Here is a 15,962-nt window from a genome sequence, read left to right as displayed (position 1 = left end):
CATCGCCATGGCGCTCTTGACCCAAAGCATGGCGCAAGGCGCCACCGATGTCCCCCTCATCGAACAACCCATCGGCGACTTCTTCGACGACATGGTCGGCAAGCAGCCCGACCGCGAGGCGCTCGTCAGTCGCCACGAAGGCCAGCGCTACACCTACCGCGAGCTGCAGGCCGAATCGAACAAACTCGCCAGCGCGTTGCTGAACCTCGGCCTTGCGCCCGGCGATCGCGTCGGCATCTGGTCGCACAACAACGTGGCGTGGGTGCTGATGCAGATCGCCACCGCCAAGGTCGGCCTGATCCTCGTCAACATCAATCCCGCTTACCGCACTTCAGAGCTCGAGTACGCGCTCAACAAGGTCGGCTGCAAGGCGCTGGTGACGATGGCGCAGTTCAAGACCAGCGACTACCTCGGCATGCTGCGCGAACTGGGCCCGAAGCGTGTGCCGCAACTGGCCCACACCTTCTGGATCGACAAGGCCGGGCAGGGTGACGAGCAGCCCGGCATGCAGCGCTTTTCGCAACTGCTCGCAAGCGGCGATGCCAGCGACCCGCGGATCGCACAGGTGCAGAAGACGCTGAAGGCCACCGACCCCATCAACATCCAGTTCACCAGCGGCACCACGGGCTTTCCCAAGGGCGCGACGCTCACGCACCGCAACATCCTGAACAACGGCTTCTTCATCGGCGAGTGCATGAAGCTCTCGCCCGCCGACAGGCTGTGCATTCCGGTGCCGCTGTATCACTGCTTCGGCATGGTGCTGGGCAACCTGGCCTGCCTCACGCACGGCTCGGCCATCGTGTACCCGAACGACGGCTTCGACCCGCTCACCGTGCTCGAGACCGTGCAGGCAGAGAAGTGCACCGGCCTGCACGGCGTGCCCACCATGTTCATCGCCGAGCTCGACCATCCGCGCTTCAAGGAGTTCGACCTGTCGACGCTGCGTACCGGCATCATGGCCGGCTCGCCTTGCCCCATCGAGGTGATGAAGCGCGTGGTCAGCGAGATGCACCTGAGCGAGATCACCATCGCCTACGGCATGACCGAGACCAGCCCCGTGAGCTGCCAGAGCAGCACCGATACGCCGCTGGACCGCCGCGTGTCGACCGTGGGCACGGTGCAGCCGCACCTCGAAGTGAAGATCGTCGACCCCGAGACCGGTGCCGCCATGCCGGCCGGCCAGTCGGGCGAGCTGTGCACGCGCGGCTACTCCGTCATGCACGGCTACTGGGACGACGAGGCCAAGACCCGCGAGGCCATCGACGCCGAGCACTGGATGCACACCGGCGACCTCGCGACCATGGACGGCGAGGGCTACGTCAACATCGTCGGCCGCATCAAGGACATGGTGATCCGCGGCGGCGAGAACATCTACCCGCGCGAGATCGAAGAATTTCTGTACCGCCACCCGAAGGTGCAGGACGTGCAGGTCGTCGGCCTGCCCGACAAGAAGTACGGCGAAGAGCTGTGCGCCTGGATCATCGTCAAGCCCGGCCAGAGCGCCACCGAAGAAGAAGTGCGCGAGTTCTGCAAGGGCCAGATCGCGCACTACAAGGTGCCCAAGTACATCCGCTTCGTCAGCGAGTTCCCGATGACGGTGACCGGCAAGATCCAGAAATTCAAGATCCGCGATGCCATGACCGAGCAACTCGGCCTTAGCCAAGAAAAAACAGCATGAGCCAACTCGAAACCAAACTCAACGCCCGCTCGGCGGACTTCCAGGCCAATGCAGCAGCCATGCGCGCGCTGGTCGATGACCTGCGCACGCAGTTCGCGAAAGTGGAGCAGGGCGGCGGCGAGGCAGCGCGTGCCAAGCACACCGCACGCGGCAAGCTGCTGCCGCGCGACCGCGTGGCCGAGCTGCTGGATCCGGGCACGCCCTTCCTCGAGATCGCGCCGCTGGCTGCGCATGCGATGTACCTCGATGCCAAGGGGGCCGAGTCGGCGCCGGGCGCCGGCATCATCGCGGGCATCGGCCGCGTGAATGGCGTCGACTGCATGATCGTGTGCAACGACGCGACGGTGAAGGGCGGCACCTACTATCCGATGACGGTGAAGAAGCACCTGCGCGCGCAGGAGATCGCCGAGCAGAATCGCCTGCCCTGCATCTACCTCGTCGACTCGGGCGGTGCCAACCTGCCGAACCAGGACGAGGTGTTCCCCGACCGCGAGCACTTCGGCCGCATCTTCTACAACCAGGCCAACATGAGCGCCCAGGGCATTCCGCAGATCGCGGTGGTCATGGGCTCGTGCACGGCCGGCGGCGCGTACGTGCCGGCGATGAGCGACGAATCGATCATCGTGAAGAACCAGGGCACCATCTTCCTGGGCGGCCCGCCGCTCGTGAAGGCGGCCACGGGCGAGGTCGTGACGGCTGAAGACCTGGGCGGTGGCGACGTGCACACGCGCCTGTCGGGCGTGGTCGACCACCTCGCGCAGAACGACCTGCATGCGCTGGCGCTCGCGCGCTCGGCGGTGGCCAACCTCAATGCGAAGGCGGCCGAGGCCCCGGCCAAGGCCGAGGTGCGCGCGCCCGCTTTCCCGCGCGAGGAGCTCTACGGCGTGATCCCCACCGACACGCGCAAGCCCTTCGACGTGCGCGAGATCATCGCGCGCGTCGTCGACGGCAGCGAGTTCCATGAGTTCAAGGCGCGCTTCGGCGCCACGCTGGTCTGCGGTTTTGCCGAGATCGAGGGCATGCCCGTGGGCATCGTCGCCAACAACGGCATCCTGTTCAGCGAGTCGGCGCAGAAGGGCGCGCACTTCATCGAGCTGTGCTGCCAGCGCAAGATTCCGCTGGTGTTCCTGCAGAACATCACCGGTTTCATGGTGGGCCGCAAGTACGAGAACGAGGGTATCGCGCGCCACGGCGCCAAGATGGTGACGGCCGTGGCCACCGCCAACGTGCCCAAGTTCACCATCATCATCGGCGGCAGCTTCGGCGCCGGCAACTACGGCATGTGCGGCCGCGCGTACAGCCCGCGCTTCCTCTGGATGTGGCCCAACGCACGCATCAGCGTCATGGGCGGCGAGCAGGCCGCGAGCGTGCTGGCCACGGTGAAGCGCGACGGCATCGAACTGAAGGGTGGCAGCTGGAGCAAGGAAGAGGAAGAAGCCTTCAAGGCGCCGATCCGCCAGCAGTACGAAGACCAGGGGCACCCTTACTACGCCACCGCGCGCATCTGGGATGACGGGATCATCGATCCGGCGGATACGCGGCGCGTGCTGGCGCTGGGGTTGGCTGCGGCACGGAATGCGCCGATTCCCGAGCCGAAGTTCGGCATCTTCCGCATGTAAGGCTCGGGACGGAAACGCTCTCATGACGCTGCGCCGGCTCACACTCATCGCCGCCTTGCTTTGCTTAGTGTTGGGCGCGCACGCGCAAAGCGTGGCGCGCCGCGACATCGAGATACCGATGACGGTCAAGGGCTTCTTCGGCGAGTCGCACATCAAGCTGGCCGCCACCGAATACAGGCCCGAGGGCGACGGACCGTTCCCGGTGCTGGTGATCAACCACGGCACGCCGCGCTCGCCCACCGACTTTCCCAAGACGCAGGACCGCTACGCGCGGCAGGCCGAGATGTTCGCGAAGCACGGCTTCCTGGTCATCAATCCGCTGCGGCGCGGCTACGGCAAGTCCGATGGGCCGTGGGCCGAGAACTACTTCAGCTGCGCCAACCCCGACTACGTGCAGGCGGGCCTCGAAACTGCGAAGGACATCAGCGCCGCGCTCGACTACGCGCGCACGCTGCCGTATGCCGACGCGCAGCACATGGTGCTGCTCGGCAAATCGGCCGGTGGCTTCGGTGTGCTGGCGTTGTCGAGCCTGAACCCCGAGGGCGTGGTCGGCACCATCAACTTTGCGGGCGGGCGCGGCTCGCGCGGGCCGGACGACGTATGCAACGAAGCGAAGCTGGTCGATGCCTTCGGCCGCTACGCATCGACCACCAAGGTGCCGATGCTGTGGGTCTATTCGGAGAACGACCACTTCTTCGGCCCCGCATTGGCGAAGCGGCTGCTGGAGGCCTACAAAGCCAAGGGCGTCGACGTGCGTTTCGAGGGCGTGCCGCCCTACGGCAGTGACGGCCATGCCTTTTTCGAAGGCCGCGACAACGCCGCCATCTGGGTGCCGATGGTGGATCAGTTCCTCGCGAAGCTCGGCCTGCCCCGGCACTTGCAATGAACGAAAAGACAAGCAACATGAGCGCATACACCAAGCTGAAACTGACCCTCGAAGGCGCCATCGCCCGCATCTGGCTCGACCAGCCCGACGCACGCAACGCTTTCGACGACGCCGTCATCGCCGAGCTGACACAAGCCTTCACCGAAGCCGGCGCCGCGCCACAGGTCAAGGCCATCGTGCTCGGCGCCAACGGCCCGGCCTTCTGCGCGGGCGCGAACCTCAACTGGATGCGCCGCATGGCCGACTACACGCGCGGCGAGAACGTCGCCGACGCGGGCAAGCTGGCCGCCATGCTGCGCACGATTGCCGAGTGCCCCAAGCCCACCATCGCGCGCGTGCAGGGCGATGTGTATGCGGGTGGCATGGGGCTGGTGGCCGCGTGCGACATGGCCGTGAGCGTGGACACCGCGTGGTACTGCCTGAGCGAAGTGAAGATCGGCCTGGTGCCCGCGACCATCAGCCCGTACGTGCTGCGCGCGATGGGCACGCGCGCCTCGCAGCGCTACTTCCTCACGGCCGAGCGTTTCACGGCCGCCGAGGCGCACCGCATCGGCTTCGTGCATGAAGTGGTCGCAGCCGATGCGCTCGATGCCAAGGTCGACGAACTCTTGAAGGCGCTGACCGGTGCGAGCCCTGCTGCCGTGCGCGCCTGCAAGCAGCTGATTGCCGACGTTGCCGGCCGCGAGATCGACGATGTGCTGATCGCGAAGACCGTCGAGGGCATCGCCGACATTCGTGCGAGCGACGAAGGCCGCGAGGGCGTGCAGGCCTTCCTGCAGAAGCGCAAGCCCTCGTGGCTGGAAACGAACAAGGCCTGAACACCATGACGCATGACGCACTCATCGAACGCATGGACGCGTGGCTGGCTGCCCATCGCGCGGACTACCACGCGGTGCTGCAGCCCGGTGTGAGCGACGCTGACCTCGATGCCTTCGAGGCGAAGTTCTCGCTGAAGCTGCCGGAGGCCTTTCGCGCGCTCTACCGATGGCGCAACGGCCAGCCGAACAGCAGCTTCGACAGCCTGCAGGACAACCGCATGTTCAGCGCGCTCGAGGACATCGCCGACACCAAGGAGATGCTCGACGACATGATCGGCTCCGACTTCGAAGACCCGTCCACGTGGCGGCGCGGCTGGGTGCCGTTTCTGTCGAACGGCGGCGGCAGCCACTTGTGCGTGGACATCGATGCCGAGGGCGGCGGCGAGCCGGGCCAGCTGATCGCCTTCTGGAAGGCGGACGAAGACCGCCCCGTCGAGCATGCGTCCGTCGAGGCATGGCTCGCGGACCTCGTGGCTTCCATGGAAGCCGGCACCATCGAATTCGACTGAGGACTGATCGCCATGAACACCAGCCTCGACATGCCCCAGCTGATCGCACTGGCCGCCGCCATCGGCTGGGCCAGCGGCGTGCGCCTTTACCTGGTCGTGCTGCTGACCGGCGTGGTGGGCTATTTCGGCTGGGTGCCGCTGCCGAGCGGGCTGCAATTGCTGGCGCATCCGGTCGTGATCGCGGCCAGCGGCTTCATGGTGTTCATCGAATTCTTCGCGGACAAGATCCCCGGCCTCGATTCGCTGTGGGACGTGGTGCACACGGCCATCCGCATCCCGGCCGGCGCGGCGCTCGCGGCCAGCGTGTTCGGCGCCGACCATGGCGCGATGGCCGTCGTCGCGGCGCTGGTGGGCGGCAGCTTCGCGGCCACGGCGCATGCGGCCAAGGCCACGACGCGCGCGGCCATCAACACATCGCCCGAGCCGTTTTCTAACGTGGGCGCTTCGCTGGTCGAAGACACGATGGTGCCGGCGGGCCTGTGGCTCGCGGTGGCGCATCCCTTCGTCTTTCTCGTGCTGTTCGTGCTGGTGCTTGTGCTGAGCGTGTGGCTCATCCGCAAGAGCTGGCGTTTCCTCAAGGCGCTGTTCGCCCGCGTGGCCCGCATCTTCAGCGGCCGACCCGATCCGGGCGTGGTGCCCGCGTTCCAACTGAAAAAGAATCCTCCGGGAGACACTCCGAATGTTTAAGAAGATCCTGATCGCCAATCGAGGCGAAATCGCTTGCCGGGTTGCCGCGACGGCGCGCCGCATGGCCATTCGCACGGTCGCCGTGTACTCCGATGCCGACGCGCATGCCAACCACGTTCGCGCCTGCGACGAGTCGGTGCACCTCGGCGGCAGCGCCCCGAAGGACAGCTACCTGCGCTGGGAAAAGATCCTCGAAGCCGCCAAGGCCACGGGCGCCGAGGCCGTGCATCCGGGCTACGGTTTCCTCAGCGAGAACGAAGAGTTCGCTCAGGCCTGCGCCGACGCGGGCCTGGTCTTCATCGGCCCGCCGCCTTCGGCCATCAAGGCCATGGGCCTGAAGGCCGAGTCGAAGCAGCTGATGGAAAAGGCCGGCGTGCCGCTGGTGCCGGGCTATCACGGCCATGACCAGAACCCGCAGCTGCTGCAGCGCGAGGCCGATCGCATCGGCTACCCGGTGCTCATCAAGGCCAGCGCGGGTGGCGGCGGCAAGGGCATGCGCGCGGTCGACAAGGCCGAAGACTTCGCCGCTGCGCTGGCCTCGTGCCAGCGCGAGGCCATCAACAGCTTCGGCGACGATGCGGTGCTGATCGAAAAGTACGTGCAGCGCCCGCGCCACATCGAGATCCAGGTGTTCGGCGACACGCACGGCAACTACGTCTACCTGTTCGAGCGCGACTGCTCGGTGCAGCGGCGCCACCAGAAGGTGCTCGAAGAAGCGCCCGCGCCCGGCATGACCGAGGCGATGCGCAAGCAGATGGGCGATGCCGCCGTGGCCGCGGCACGTGCGGTGAACTACGTGGGCGCGGGCACGGTGGAATTCATCGTCGAGCAGCGCGAGGGCGGCGAGATGAACTTCTTCTTCATGGAGATGAATACGCGCCTGCAGGTTGAACACCCTGTGACCGAAGCAATCACCGGCCTCGACCTCGTCGAATGGCAACTGCGCGTGGCATCGGGCGAGACGCTACCCGCGAAGCAGCAAGAGCTGCAGATCCACGGCCATGCCATCGAGGCACGCATCTGCGCCGAGAACCCCGACAACAACTTCCTGCCCGCCACCGGCACTTTGCGCGTGTATCGCAAGCCGCAAGCCACGGCCTTCCAGCGCAGTCGCGTGCGCATCGACGATGGCGTGCGCGAGGGCGGCGAGATCTCGCCCTTCTACGACTCGATGATCGCCAAGCTCATCGTGCACGGCACTACACGCGAAGAGGCGCTGGCCCGGCTCGACGCCGCGCTGGCGCAGGTGCAGATCGTGGGCGTGTCGACCAACGTGCAGTTCCTGCGCGGCATTCTGGCGACGGAGTCGTTCTCGAAGGCCAACCTCGACACCGCGCTGATCGAGCGCGAGCGCGCCGTGCTGTTCGACCGCGAAGCGCTGGGCCTGCCGCTGGCCGCCGCCGCCGCGATCACGCGCACGCTGGTCACCGAACGGCCGGTTGGCGTGCCCGACCCGTTCGAACGCCGCGACGGCTGGCGCTCGCACGGCGAATACCTGCGCCGCTTCGACTTCGAATTTCGCGGCGCCGAACAGATCGCCCTGCTGACCTACAAGCGCGACGGCAGCCTGTGGCTCGAAGCCGGCGGCGCCGAAGGCCCGCTGGTGGTCGGGCAGTTCCCGTCGGGTGAGTTCGAGGTCGAGTTCGCGGGCAACCGCCAGACGCTCGACGTGCACGTCGATGGCGCCACCGCCCACATCTTCGCCTCGAAGGGCGCCACGAAGATCACCGCCATCGATCGCCTCGCCCACGCTGGCGACACGCAGGCCGAAGGCGGCCGGCTCACTGCGCCTATGCCGGGCAAGGTCGTGTCCTTTGCGGTCAAGGCCGGCGACAAGGTCAGCCGTGGCCAGCCGCTGGCGGTGATGGAGGCCATGAAAATGGAGCACACCATCGCAGCGCCGGCCGACGGCACGGTGGAAGAGCTGATGTTCGCGCCGGGCGAGCAGGTGGCCGAAGGCGACGAGTTGTTGCGAATGGGTGCTGCGGCCGCCTGAAAAAACTTAACCCCGTTCCGGGCGCCTGCCCGTATCAGCTGCGGTAGTCATCATTCAAGGGAACTCTCCATGACCTATCGCACGCCTTCCGGTTCGCCCCGTTTCATCTTTGCCCGCCACCGCGCGGGCATCGTCCTGCTGGCCCTGGCGGCCGCGCTGTCGCTTGCCGGTTGCGACCGCAGGAACAACGAGACTGCCGCGCTTGCCGAGCCGGCCTCGCCGCCGCCCGCGCCCATGCAGGCTGCAGCTGGCTATGCCGGTGGCATGGCCATGAGGAAGGAGGCGCGGATGCGTTCCGCGGAACCGGCCTCGGCACCGTCGGCCACCGACCAGTCGCAGGACAACACGCCGCTGCAGCGCTTCCTGGCCGTGCGGCAGGACTTGAACGTCGAGGTGCCGGCCGAGCAGCTGGCCGATGCCTGGGGCAAGGTGCGCGACCTGTGCGGTTCGCTGAAGTGCGAGCTGCTGTCGTCTTCCCTGTTGCGCGAGACGCCGCAACAGCCCGGCAGCGCCATGCTCGAGATGCGCGTGGAACCCGCCGATGTCGACAAGCTGCTCGGCGGCCTGGCCGGCGTGGCGAACGTGGTCTCGCACACCACCACCAGCGAGGACAAGACCGCCGAGGTGATCGACGTCGAGGCCCGCATCAGGAACCGCACCGAGTTCCGCGACAGCCTGCGCACGATGCTGCGCGACACCGTCACCAAGCGCACCATGGCCGACCTGCTGGCCATCCAGCGCACGCTGTCGGACACGCAGGCCGAGCTCGACGCCATCGCCACGCAGCGCAAGGTGCTGGCGCAGCAGACCAGCAAGCAGCACATCCAGATCCAGTTCACGCCCAGGCGCGCGCTGGTGAGTGGCAGCGATGGGTACAGCCCGATGGGGCATGCGCTGCGTAACGCGGGCTCGGTGCTGGCGGAAAGCGTGGGCTCGCTGATCACCTTCATCGCGGCGGTGCTGCCGTGGCTGGTGCTGGTGGTGCTGCCGATGGGATGGCTGGTGCGCGTGCTGTGGCGTCGTCGCCGCGCCACAGCCAGGGAAGCCAAGTAAGTAAGATCGCGGGAGGGTCGGTTTGAGGCCCTTTTTCTTACGCAGGAGCCTTTCTCGATGCCGGATCCGCTACGTCTCTACGTGGATGCCCAGTTCACCAGCCCCTATGCCATGTCGGTGTTCGTGGCGCTACATGAAAAGCAGCTGGACTTCGACTTGTCCCCCGTCGACCTTGGGGCGCTGGAGCACAGGGCGGCCGGCTTCTCGCAGCTCTCGCTGACGCAGCGCGTGCCGACGCTGGTGCACGGCAACTTCTCCCTGTCGGAGTCGTCCGCGATCACCGAGTACATCGACGAGACCTTCGCACAGGGAACGGCGCTGTACCCGGCCGAGCCGCGTGCCCGAGCCCGCGCGCGCCAGCTGCAGGCCTGGCTTCGCAGCGACCTGATGCCGATCCGCCAGGAGCGCTCGACCGAGGTGATCTTCTACGGCCCGGCGAGCGCGCCGCTGTCGGCGGTGGCGCACCAGTCGGCGAAGACGCTCTTCCAGGTGGCGCAGGCGCTGCTTCCCGATGACGCGGAGAACCTGTTCGGCGAGTGGTCCATCGCCGACGTCGACCTGGCGCTGATGCTGAATCGCCTGGTCATGAACGGAGACGCCGTGCCGCAGCAGCTGGCGTCGTACGCGGACCGGCAGTGGCAGCGGCCGTCCGTCCAGAGCTGGGTGGCGCTGGAGCGGCCGCTGCGCTGAGGGCGAGGCGGCCCGTCAGCCCACCACCACTTCGCTGATCTGTATCACCGGCGCGATGTCGGTGTAGTTCTTCACGTCGCCCCTGATCTCCTTCGCATGCGGTCCGAAGGCATTCTGGAAGGCCTCGACCGATTCGGCGAACACGTGGCACATGGCGACATAGGTGGGCGCGGAGTCCGGTGCGCCGCCGGTAAGGCCCTTGTCGATGGTGTACGAGAGGCATGCATCGCCCATGCGGGCCTTGATCAGGGGCATGTGTTTTTCGCGGTAGTAGTCGTGATCGAACCGTGCGCCGGGGGCGTGGGGATACATCACGCTGAATTTGATCATGTAGGGGTCTCCTGAGGTGAGCGTTCGAGGATAGGAGATGGCCAGTGCCCGCACAAGCCGAGGGCGACGCGGGCGCGACCTAAGATGCGTGCCCATGCGAATCACCGTCTACCTCACCGACAACCGCCCAGACCCCTGGATCGAAGGCCTGAAGGCCGAACTCCCCGACGCCGTCATCGAAGCATGGAAGCCCGGCGCGCCGCAGGCCGACCATGCCGTGGTCTGGGCGCCGCCGCAGGAGTTTCTCGATGAGCAGCCCAAGCTGCGCGGCATCTTCAACATCGGCGCGGGCGTCGACGCGCTGCTCAAGCTCAAGGTGCCGGCGCACACGCGCATCGTGCGGCTCGACGACGCGGGCATGTCGGTGCAGATGGCCGAGTACGTCTGCCACACGCTCATTCGCCATTTCCGCGAGTTCGACGCCTACGAGGCCGATGCACGCGAAGGCAAGTGGAGCTACCGCAAGCCGAAGCTGCGGCGCGACTTCCCGGTCGGCATCATGGGCCTGGGCGTGCTCGGCGAGCGCGTGGCCAAGGCCGTGGCGCAGTTCGAGTTTCCGGTGCTGGGCTGGAGCCGTTCGCCAAAAGAGATCGACGGCGTGCGCGTGTTCAGCGGCGAGGCGCAGTTCGACGAGTTCCTGTCGTCCACGCGCGTGCTGGTCAACCTGCTGCCGCTGACCGAGGCGACGCGCGGCATCCTCAATCGCAACACGCTGGGCAAGCTGCGGCCCGAGGGCTATCTCATCAGCATCGCGCGCGGTGGCCATCTGGTGGAGGACGACCTCATTCCGATGCTCGACGCGGGCCAACTCGCGGGCGCGACGCTCGATGTGTTCCAGGTCGAGCCGCTGCCGGCCGAGCATGCCTTCTGGCGGCATCCCAAGATCACCGTGACACCGCACGGCTCGGCGCGCACGCTGCGCGAGGAGTCCATCACCCAGATCGCCGGGAAGATCCGCGCGATGGAGCGGGGCCTGCCGGTCGCCGGCGTGGTCGATCCCGCGCGCGGCTACTGACGGCACAAGCTGCGTCAGGCCCGCCGGAATAGGGTGCGGGCAGGGGAAACCCCGAAGCGCAAGTTTTTCACAAGTATGAAAATCTTTTCATGACTGTGAAAACCGCGTTTCGGGTGATCGAGATCGTCGAGCTCTTTGCCCGCGAGAAGCAGCCGCTGGCGTTGTCCGAGATGGCGCGCCTGCTCGACATGCCGGTGTCGAGCTGCCTGGGCCTGATCCGCACGCTCGAAGAGCAGGGCTACATGTACGAGACCGGCCGCCGCCAGGGCTACTACCCGACGGGCCGGCTGCTTGCGATGGCGCAGGTCATCGCCGCCCACGACCCGGTGCTCGACCGGGTGAAGGCCACGCTCGAGGAACTGCGCGACGCCGCGCGCGAGACGGTGGTCTTCGCCAAGTTCCGCGATGCGGGCCTGGTGGTCTACCTGGAGGTGCTGAGCGCGCCGCAGAGCATCCGCTACACGGCCGAATCGGGCGAAACGCGCCCGGCCTACGCCAATTCGCTGGGCCGCGCGCTGCTGTCCACGCTCGACGCCGAAGCGCGCCGCAAGCTGCTGGGCGGCATGACGCTCGCGCCGCTGACCGAGGCCACGCTCACTACCGCAGACGCCATCGAGGCCGAGCTGCAGCGCTCCGCTGCGCGCGGCTGGTACGGCAACCTCGGCGAAAGCATTCCCGACCTGATCGGCCTGGCCTGGCCGCTGCGCATCGGCGGCGAAGCCTATGCCATCTCGGTTGCAGGCCCGCGCTACCGCATGGAGGCGCGCATCGAGGAGATCGCCGCAATGCTGCGCTCGGCCTGCCTCGCCATCGAACCCAAGACAGAAAGCCCCCGATGACTGCAACGACCGCTGCCCCACGCTACTTCATCCGCGAGGACGAGATCGCCGGCTACCACCCCGCCAACCACACCGGCACGCTGAACAAGCGCCTGATCGGCCCCGAGACCGTGGGCGCCAGGCAGCTCGAAGTGCTGGTCGGCCACATCCAGAAGGGCAAGGGCGCGCTGCCGCATGCGCACCCGGGCATCGAGCAGGTCTGCTACATGCTCGAAGGCCGCGCGGTCGCCGAGGTGGGCGGCCAGCGGCAGGAGCTTCACCCCGGTGACAGCTGCTTTTTTCCGGCCGACGCGATGCACACCTTCACGGTGGTGAGCGACGAGCCGGTGCGCGTGCTGGTGATCTACAGCCCGCCGTACGAGGAATCGCCGGAGCGCGTGATCCGGCCCTGAACCGACACAACAACCGGAGACAAACCACATGCAGACGACGAAGAACGCGACAGGTCAAACGGTCGCGGTGGCGAACCGCCGCCGTTTCATTTCCATCGGCGCGGCCGCGGGGCTTGCCGGCACCGTGCCATGGGCCTTCGCGCAGGACGGCTACCCGAAGCAGCCGATCAGGCTCGTCGTGCCCTTCGCGGCCGGCAGCGGCACCGATGCAGTGGCGCGCATCACCGGGCAGATGCTCGGCGAGGCGCTCAAGGCTTCGGTCATCGTCGACAACAAGGCCGGCGCCAACGGCGTGATCGCGGCCGAGTTCGTCGCCAAGGCACCGCCTGATGGCTACACGCTGTTCATGACGACCAACACCACGCACTCGGCAAACCCGAGCCTGATGAAGTCGCTGCCCTACGACCCGGTGAAAGACTTCGCGCCCGTCAGCCGCATGGGCAACCTGCCGTTCATGCTGGTGGTCAACAACGACCTGCCCGTCAAAAGCGTGGCCGAGCTGCTGGCCTGGGGCCGTGCGCACCCCGGCAAGCTGACCTATGCGAGCGGCAACAGCACCGGCATCGTGAGCGGCGCCACGCTGTCGCGCATGAGCGGCGTGCCGATGCTGCACGTGCCCTACAAGAGCACGCCGCCTGCAATTGCCGACCTGATCGGCGGGCAGGTGTCGATGATGGTGGTCGACCTCGCCGCGGGCCTTGCCACGGTGAAGGCCGGCAAGATGCGCGCGATTGCCGTCACCACGCAGGAGCGCACCAAGCTCTTTCCCGAGCTGCCGCCGCTGGCCGACACGCCGGAGCTGAAAGGCTTCGACATCACTTCGTGGAACGGCGTGTTCGCACCGGCCGGCACGCCGCGCGACATCGTGCTGAAGCTCAACAAGGCGCTGTCCGAGATGGCCAACGGCGCGGCCTTCCGGGAGCGTGTGGCGAAGCTGGGCTTCGATGCCTTCGGCAGCACGCCGGAAGAGCTGGGCGCGTTCACCGTGTCGGAGCTTGCGAAGTGGAAGAAGCTGATCCAGGCCGCGGGGATCCAGCCCGAATGAGTGCGACCGGACCTCTGGAGGGCATCCGCATCCTCGACCTCACGGCCGTGGTGATGGGGCCGTATGCAACGCAGACGCTCGGCGACCTTGGCGCCGACATCATCAAGGTCGAGCCGCCCGGCGGCGACAACCTGCGTGCCGTCGGCCCGATGCGCCACCCGGGCATGGGCGCGATGGCGATGCACCTCAACCGCAACAAGCGTTCCATCGTGCTCGACCTCAAGCAGCCCGAGGGGCGCGAGGCCTGCCTGAAGCTGGCGGCGGGGTGCGATGCGCTGATCTACAACACGCGGCCGCAGGCGATGGCGCGGCTCGGGCTTGGCTATGAAGCCGTGGCCGCGGTCAACCCGAAGATCGTCTACCTCGGCGCCTTCGGCTATGGCGAGCAGGGGCCCTATGCCGGCAAGCCCGCCTACGACGACCTCATCCAAGGTGCAGCAGGCGTTGCCTCGCTGTTCGCGCAGCAAAGCGGCGGCGCGCCGCGCTACGCACCCGTCACGCTGGCCGACCGCGCCGTCGGCCTGCAAGCCGCCATCGCATTGCTCGCCGCCGTGCTGCATGCCCAGCGCACCGGCAAGGGCCAGGCCGTCGAAGTGCCCATGTTCGAAGCCCTGTCGCAGTTCGTCATGGGCGACCACCTCGGCGGCCACAGCTTCGAGCCGCCGCTCGGTCCCACCGGCTATGCGCGCCTGCTCGCACCGCATCGCAAGCCCTACGCCACGGCCGACGGCTACCTCAGCGTGCTCATCTACAACGACAAGCACTGGCAGGCCTTCTTCGACGTGATCGGCCGGCCCGAGCTGCGCAGCTCGCCGATGTTCGGCACGCACACCGCGCGCGCCGCGAACATCGGCGCGGTCTATGCCTTCGTGGCCGAGGTGATGGCCACGCGCACCAGCGACGAATGGTTTGCCGCGCTCGATGCCGCGGACATTCCCGTCGCGCGGCTGCACAGCACCGACAGCCTGCTCGACGACCCGCACCTGCGCGCCGTCGGTTTCTACCCCGAGCTCGACCATCCGACCGAGGGCCGCATCCGCACCCTCGCGCCGGTCGGTCGCTACAGCGCAACGCCCACCGCCATCCGCCGCCCCACGCCGCGCATCGGCGAGCAGAGCGTGGAGTTGCTGCGCGAAGCGGGCTACGGCGACGAGGCCATCGAACGCATGCTTGAACGCGGCGTCACGCTGCAACCGGACCCATTGAAGAAAGACGGCGAAGAATGAATTTCTCCCTGAACGAAGACCAGCGCTCGCTCGTCGCGGCCATCGAACGCCTTTGCGAAGACTTTCCCGCCGACTACTGGCGCGACCACGACGACCGTGCCGTGTTCCCGCACGAGTTCCACCGCGCCGTGGCCGAGAGCGGCTGGCTCGGCATCGCCATGCCCGAGGCGCAGGGCGGCGCGGGGCTCGGCATCACCGAGGCGGCGCTGATGATGCGCGCCATCAGTGCCTCGGGCGCGGGTATGTCGGGCGCGTCGTCGGTGCACATGAACATTTTCGGGCTCAACCCGGTGGTGGTGTTCGGCAGCGAGGAGCAGCGCCAGCGCTTCCTGCCGCCGCTGATCGCCGGCAAGGAGAAAGCCTGCTTCGCCGTGACCGAGCCCGACGCGGGGCTCGACACCACCAGCCTCAAGACGCAGGCGGTGCGCCAGCCGGATGGCGGCTACCTGCTGCACGGCCGCAAGATCTGGATATCGACCGCGCAGGTGGCCGACCGCATGCTGATCCTCACGCGCACCACGCCGCTCGACCAGGTGAAAAAGCCCACGCAGGGCCTCACGCTGTTCTACACGCCGCTGGACCGCAGCAAGGTCGAGGTGCGCGAGATCCACAAGCTGGGCCGTGCGGCGGTGGACTCGAACATGCTTTTCATCGACGGGCTCGAAGTGCCGGAAGAAGACCGCATCGGCGAGGAAGGGCGCGGCTTCGAATACATCCTGCACGGCCTCAACCCCGAGCGCATATTGATCGCGGCGGAAGCCATCGGCATCGGCCGCGCGGCGCTGCGCATCGCCTCGCAGTACGCGCAGGAGCGCGTCGTGTTCGGCCGGCCGATCGGCCAGAACCAGGGCGTGGCGCATCCGCTGGCGCGTGCGTGGGCCAACCTGGAAGCGGCAGATCTGATGATGCTCAAGGCCGCCACGCTGTACGACGCCGGCGAGCCCTGCGGCATCGAAGCCAATGCCGCCAAGTACCTCGCGGCAGAAGCTGCTCACGACGCCTGCCAGAACGCAGTGCTCACGCTGGGCGGCATGGGCTATGCGAAGGAATATCACGTTGAGCGCCTGCTGCGCGAGAGCTACATTCCGCGCATTGCACCCGTGAGTCCGCAGATGATCCTGAACTTCATCGCCGAGAAGGCGCTCGGGCTGCCCAAGTCGTACTGATCTGCACCACCAC

The 15,962-nt window shown here is 67.2% G+C and carries 16 protein-coding genes; 15 read left to right on the top strand and 1 reads right to left on the bottom strand.

Annotated elements, in window-relative coordinates:
• Nucleotides 1-7 precede the first annotated feature (7 nt).
• The 9 genes from ACTG4X_RS31320 (at nt 8) to yfcF (ending at nt 9,936) form a co-directional block, all read left to right on the top strand.
• Complete coding sequence (locus ACTG4X_RS31320; protein ID WP_440532802.1) at nt 8-1,678, top strand: AMP-binding protein; 1,671 nt, start codon at nt 8-10, stop codon at nt 1,676-1,678.
• Nucleotides 1,675-3,297: a carboxyl transferase domain-containing protein gene (locus ACTG4X_RS31315; RefSeq protein ID WP_093056750.1), complete on the top strand. Its 1,623-nt coding sequence runs from the start codon at nt 1,675-1,677 to the stop codon at nt 3,295-3,297. The genes ACTG4X_RS31320 and ACTG4X_RS31315 overlap by 4 nt, the downstream gene beginning before the upstream one ends.
• 22 nt (nt 3,298-3,319) lie before the next feature.
• On the top strand, nt 3,320-4,183 hold the full coding sequence (locus ACTG4X_RS31310) for an alpha/beta hydrolase family protein (RefSeq protein ID WP_440532801.1): 864 nt from the start codon (nt 3,320-3,322) through the stop codon (nt 4,181-4,183).
• A 17-nt stretch (nt 4,184-4,200) separates the two neighbouring features.
• Entirely contained in the window at nt 4,201-5,001 is an 801-nt protein-coding gene (locus ACTG4X_RS31305) for an enoyl-CoA hydratase/isomerase family protein (protein ID WP_440532800.1), read from the top strand.
• Nucleotides 5,002-5,006: 5 nt separating this feature from the next.
• A complete protein-coding gene (locus tag ACTG4X_RS31300; RefSeq protein WP_093177268.1) occupies nt 5,007-5,510 on the top strand; it encodes an SMI1/KNR4 family protein in 504 nt (167 codons plus the stop codon).
• Between the two features lie 12 nt (nt 5,511-5,522).
• Complete coding sequence (locus ACTG4X_RS31295) at nt 5,523-6,197, top strand: DUF4126 domain-containing protein (protein WP_093177270.1); 675 nt, start codon at nt 5,523-5,525, stop codon at nt 6,195-6,197.
• Nucleotides 6,190-8,193, top strand: coding sequence for an acetyl-CoA carboxylase biotin carboxylase subunit (locus ACTG4X_RS31290; protein WP_440532799.1), 2,004 nt, complete (start codon nt 6,190-6,192; stop codon nt 8,191-8,193). Before ACTG4X_RS31295 ends, ACTG4X_RS31290 begins: the two co-directional genes overlap by 8 nt.
• 69 nt (nt 8,194-8,262) lie before the next feature.
• Nucleotides 8,263-9,246, top strand: coding sequence for a DUF4349 domain-containing protein (locus ACTG4X_RS31285; protein WP_440532798.1), 984 nt, complete (start codon nt 8,263-8,265; stop codon nt 9,244-9,246).
• Nucleotides 9,247-9,303: 57 nt separating this feature from the next.
• The gene (gene yfcF, locus ACTG4X_RS31280) at nt 9,304-9,936 is read left to right on the top strand and encodes a glutathione transferase (protein WP_440532797.1); all 633 of its coding nucleotides are present in this window, start codon (nt 9,304-9,306) and stop codon (nt 9,934-9,936) included.
• 15 nt (nt 9,937-9,951) lie between these two features.
• Here yfcF and ACTG4X_RS31275 read toward each other — a convergent pair whose 3' ends face one another.
• Nucleotides 9,952-10,266: an EthD family reductase gene (locus ACTG4X_RS31275; RefSeq protein WP_093056743.1), complete on the bottom strand. Its 315-nt coding sequence runs from the start codon at nt 10,264-10,266 to the stop codon at nt 9,952-9,954.
• 94 nt (nt 10,267-10,360) lie between these two features.
• On the opposite strand from ACTG4X_RS31275, the gene ACTG4X_RS31270 reads away from it, so the two are divergent.
• The 6 genes from ACTG4X_RS31270 (at nt 10,361) to ACTG4X_RS31245 (ending at nt 15,949) form a co-directional block, all read left to right on the top strand.
• Nucleotides 10,361-11,281: a 2-hydroxyacid dehydrogenase gene (locus ACTG4X_RS31270; RefSeq protein ID WP_440532796.1), complete on the top strand. Its 921-nt coding sequence runs from the start codon at nt 10,361-10,363 to the stop codon at nt 11,279-11,281.
• Nucleotides 11,282-11,370: 89 nt separating this feature from the next.
• Complete coding sequence (locus tag ACTG4X_RS31265) at nt 11,371-12,120, top strand: IclR family transcriptional regulator (protein ID WP_093177277.1); 750 nt, start codon at nt 11,371-11,373, stop codon at nt 12,118-12,120.
• Nucleotides 12,117-12,512 carry a cupin domain-containing protein gene (locus ACTG4X_RS31260; RefSeq protein ID WP_093078353.1) on the top strand — a complete coding sequence of 132 codons (396 nt, stop codon included), beginning with the start codon at nt 12,117-12,119 and terminating at the stop codon, nt 12,510-12,512. The genes ACTG4X_RS31265 and ACTG4X_RS31260 overlap by 4 nt, the downstream gene beginning before the upstream one ends.
• Nucleotides 12,513-12,540: 28 nt before the next feature.
• Nucleotides 12,541-13,557 carry a Bug family tripartite tricarboxylate transporter substrate binding protein gene (locus tag ACTG4X_RS31255; protein ID WP_093056739.1) on the top strand — a complete coding sequence of 339 codons (1,017 nt, stop codon included), beginning with the start codon at nt 12,541-12,543 and terminating at the stop codon, nt 13,555-13,557.
• Nucleotides 13,554-14,783: a CaiB/BaiF CoA transferase family protein gene (locus ACTG4X_RS31250; protein WP_440532795.1), complete on the top strand. Its 1,230-nt coding sequence runs from the start codon at nt 13,554-13,556 to the stop codon at nt 14,781-14,783. Before ACTG4X_RS31255 ends, ACTG4X_RS31250 begins: the two co-directional genes overlap by 4 nt.
• Nucleotides 14,780-15,949, top strand: coding sequence for an acyl-CoA dehydrogenase family protein (locus tag ACTG4X_RS31245; RefSeq protein ID WP_097197904.1), 1,170 nt, complete (start codon nt 14,780-14,782; stop codon nt 15,947-15,949). Before ACTG4X_RS31250 ends, ACTG4X_RS31245 begins: the two co-directional genes overlap by 4 nt.
• The last annotated feature ends 13 nt before the right edge of the window (nt 15,950-15,962 follow it).

Source organism: Variovorax sp. YR566 (genome assembly GCF_051992195.1).
Classification (GTDB): Bacteria; Pseudomonadota; Gammaproteobacteria; order Burkholderiales; family Burkholderiaceae_C; genus Variovorax.
Note: the sequence above shows the minus strand (reverse complement) of the source record. Positions and strands in the feature narration are given on the sequence as shown.

What these genes read in the sequence shown, in the direction of transcription:
- ACTG4X_RS31320 (WP_440532802.1), top strand. Translation starts at nt 8, where the DNA reads ATGGCGCTCTTGACCCAAAGCATGGCGCAAGGCGCCACCGATGTCCCC.
- ACTG4X_RS31315 (WP_093056750.1), top strand. Translation starts at nt 1,675, where the DNA reads ATGAGCCAACTCGAAACCAAACTCAACGCCCGCTCGGCGGACTTCCAG.
- ACTG4X_RS31310 (WP_440532801.1), top strand. Translation starts at nt 3,320, where the DNA reads ATGACGCTGCGCCGGCTCACACTCATCGCCGCCTTGCTTTGCTTAGTG.
- ACTG4X_RS31305 (WP_440532800.1), top strand. Translation starts at nt 4,201, where the DNA reads ATGAGCGCATACACCAAGCTGAAACTGACCCTCGAAGGCGCCATCGCC.
- ACTG4X_RS31300 (WP_093177268.1), top strand. Translation starts at nt 5,007, where the DNA reads ATGACGCATGACGCACTCATCGAACGCATGGACGCGTGGCTGGCTGCC.
- ACTG4X_RS31295 (WP_093177270.1), top strand. Translation starts at nt 5,523, where the DNA reads ATGAACACCAGCCTCGACATGCCCCAGCTGATCGCACTGGCCGCCGCC.
- ACTG4X_RS31290 (WP_440532799.1), top strand. Translation starts at nt 6,190, where the DNA reads ATGTTTAAGAAGATCCTGATCGCCAATCGAGGCGAAATCGCTTGCCGG.
- ACTG4X_RS31285 (WP_440532798.1), top strand. Translation starts at nt 8,263, where the DNA reads ATGACCTATCGCACGCCTTCCGGTTCGCCCCGTTTCATCTTTGCCCGC.
- yfcF (WP_440532797.1), top strand. Translation starts at nt 9,304, where the DNA reads ATGCCGGATCCGCTACGTCTCTACGTGGATGCCCAGTTCACCAGCCCC.
- ACTG4X_RS31275 (WP_093056743.1), bottom strand. Translation starts at nt 10,266, where the DNA reads ATGATCAAATTCAGCGTGATGTATCCCCACGCCCCCGGCGCACGGTTC.
- ACTG4X_RS31270 (WP_440532796.1), top strand. Translation starts at nt 10,361, where the DNA reads ATGCGAATCACCGTCTACCTCACCGACAACCGCCCAGACCCCTGGATC.
- ACTG4X_RS31265 (WP_093177277.1), top strand. Translation starts at nt 11,371, where the DNA reads ATGACTGTGAAAACCGCGTTTCGGGTGATCGAGATCGTCGAGCTCTTT.
- ACTG4X_RS31260 (WP_093078353.1), top strand. Translation starts at nt 12,117, where the DNA reads ATGACTGCAACGACCGCTGCCCCACGCTACTTCATCCGCGAGGACGAG.
- ACTG4X_RS31255 (WP_093056739.1), top strand. Translation starts at nt 12,541, where the DNA reads ATGCAGACGACGAAGAACGCGACAGGTCAAACGGTCGCGGTGGCGAAC.
- ACTG4X_RS31250 (WP_440532795.1), top strand. Translation starts at nt 13,554, where the DNA reads ATGAGTGCGACCGGACCTCTGGAGGGCATCCGCATCCTCGACCTCACG.
- ACTG4X_RS31245 (WP_097197904.1), top strand. Translation starts at nt 14,780, where the DNA reads ATGAATTTCTCCCTGAACGAAGACCAGCGCTCGCTCGTCGCGGCCATC.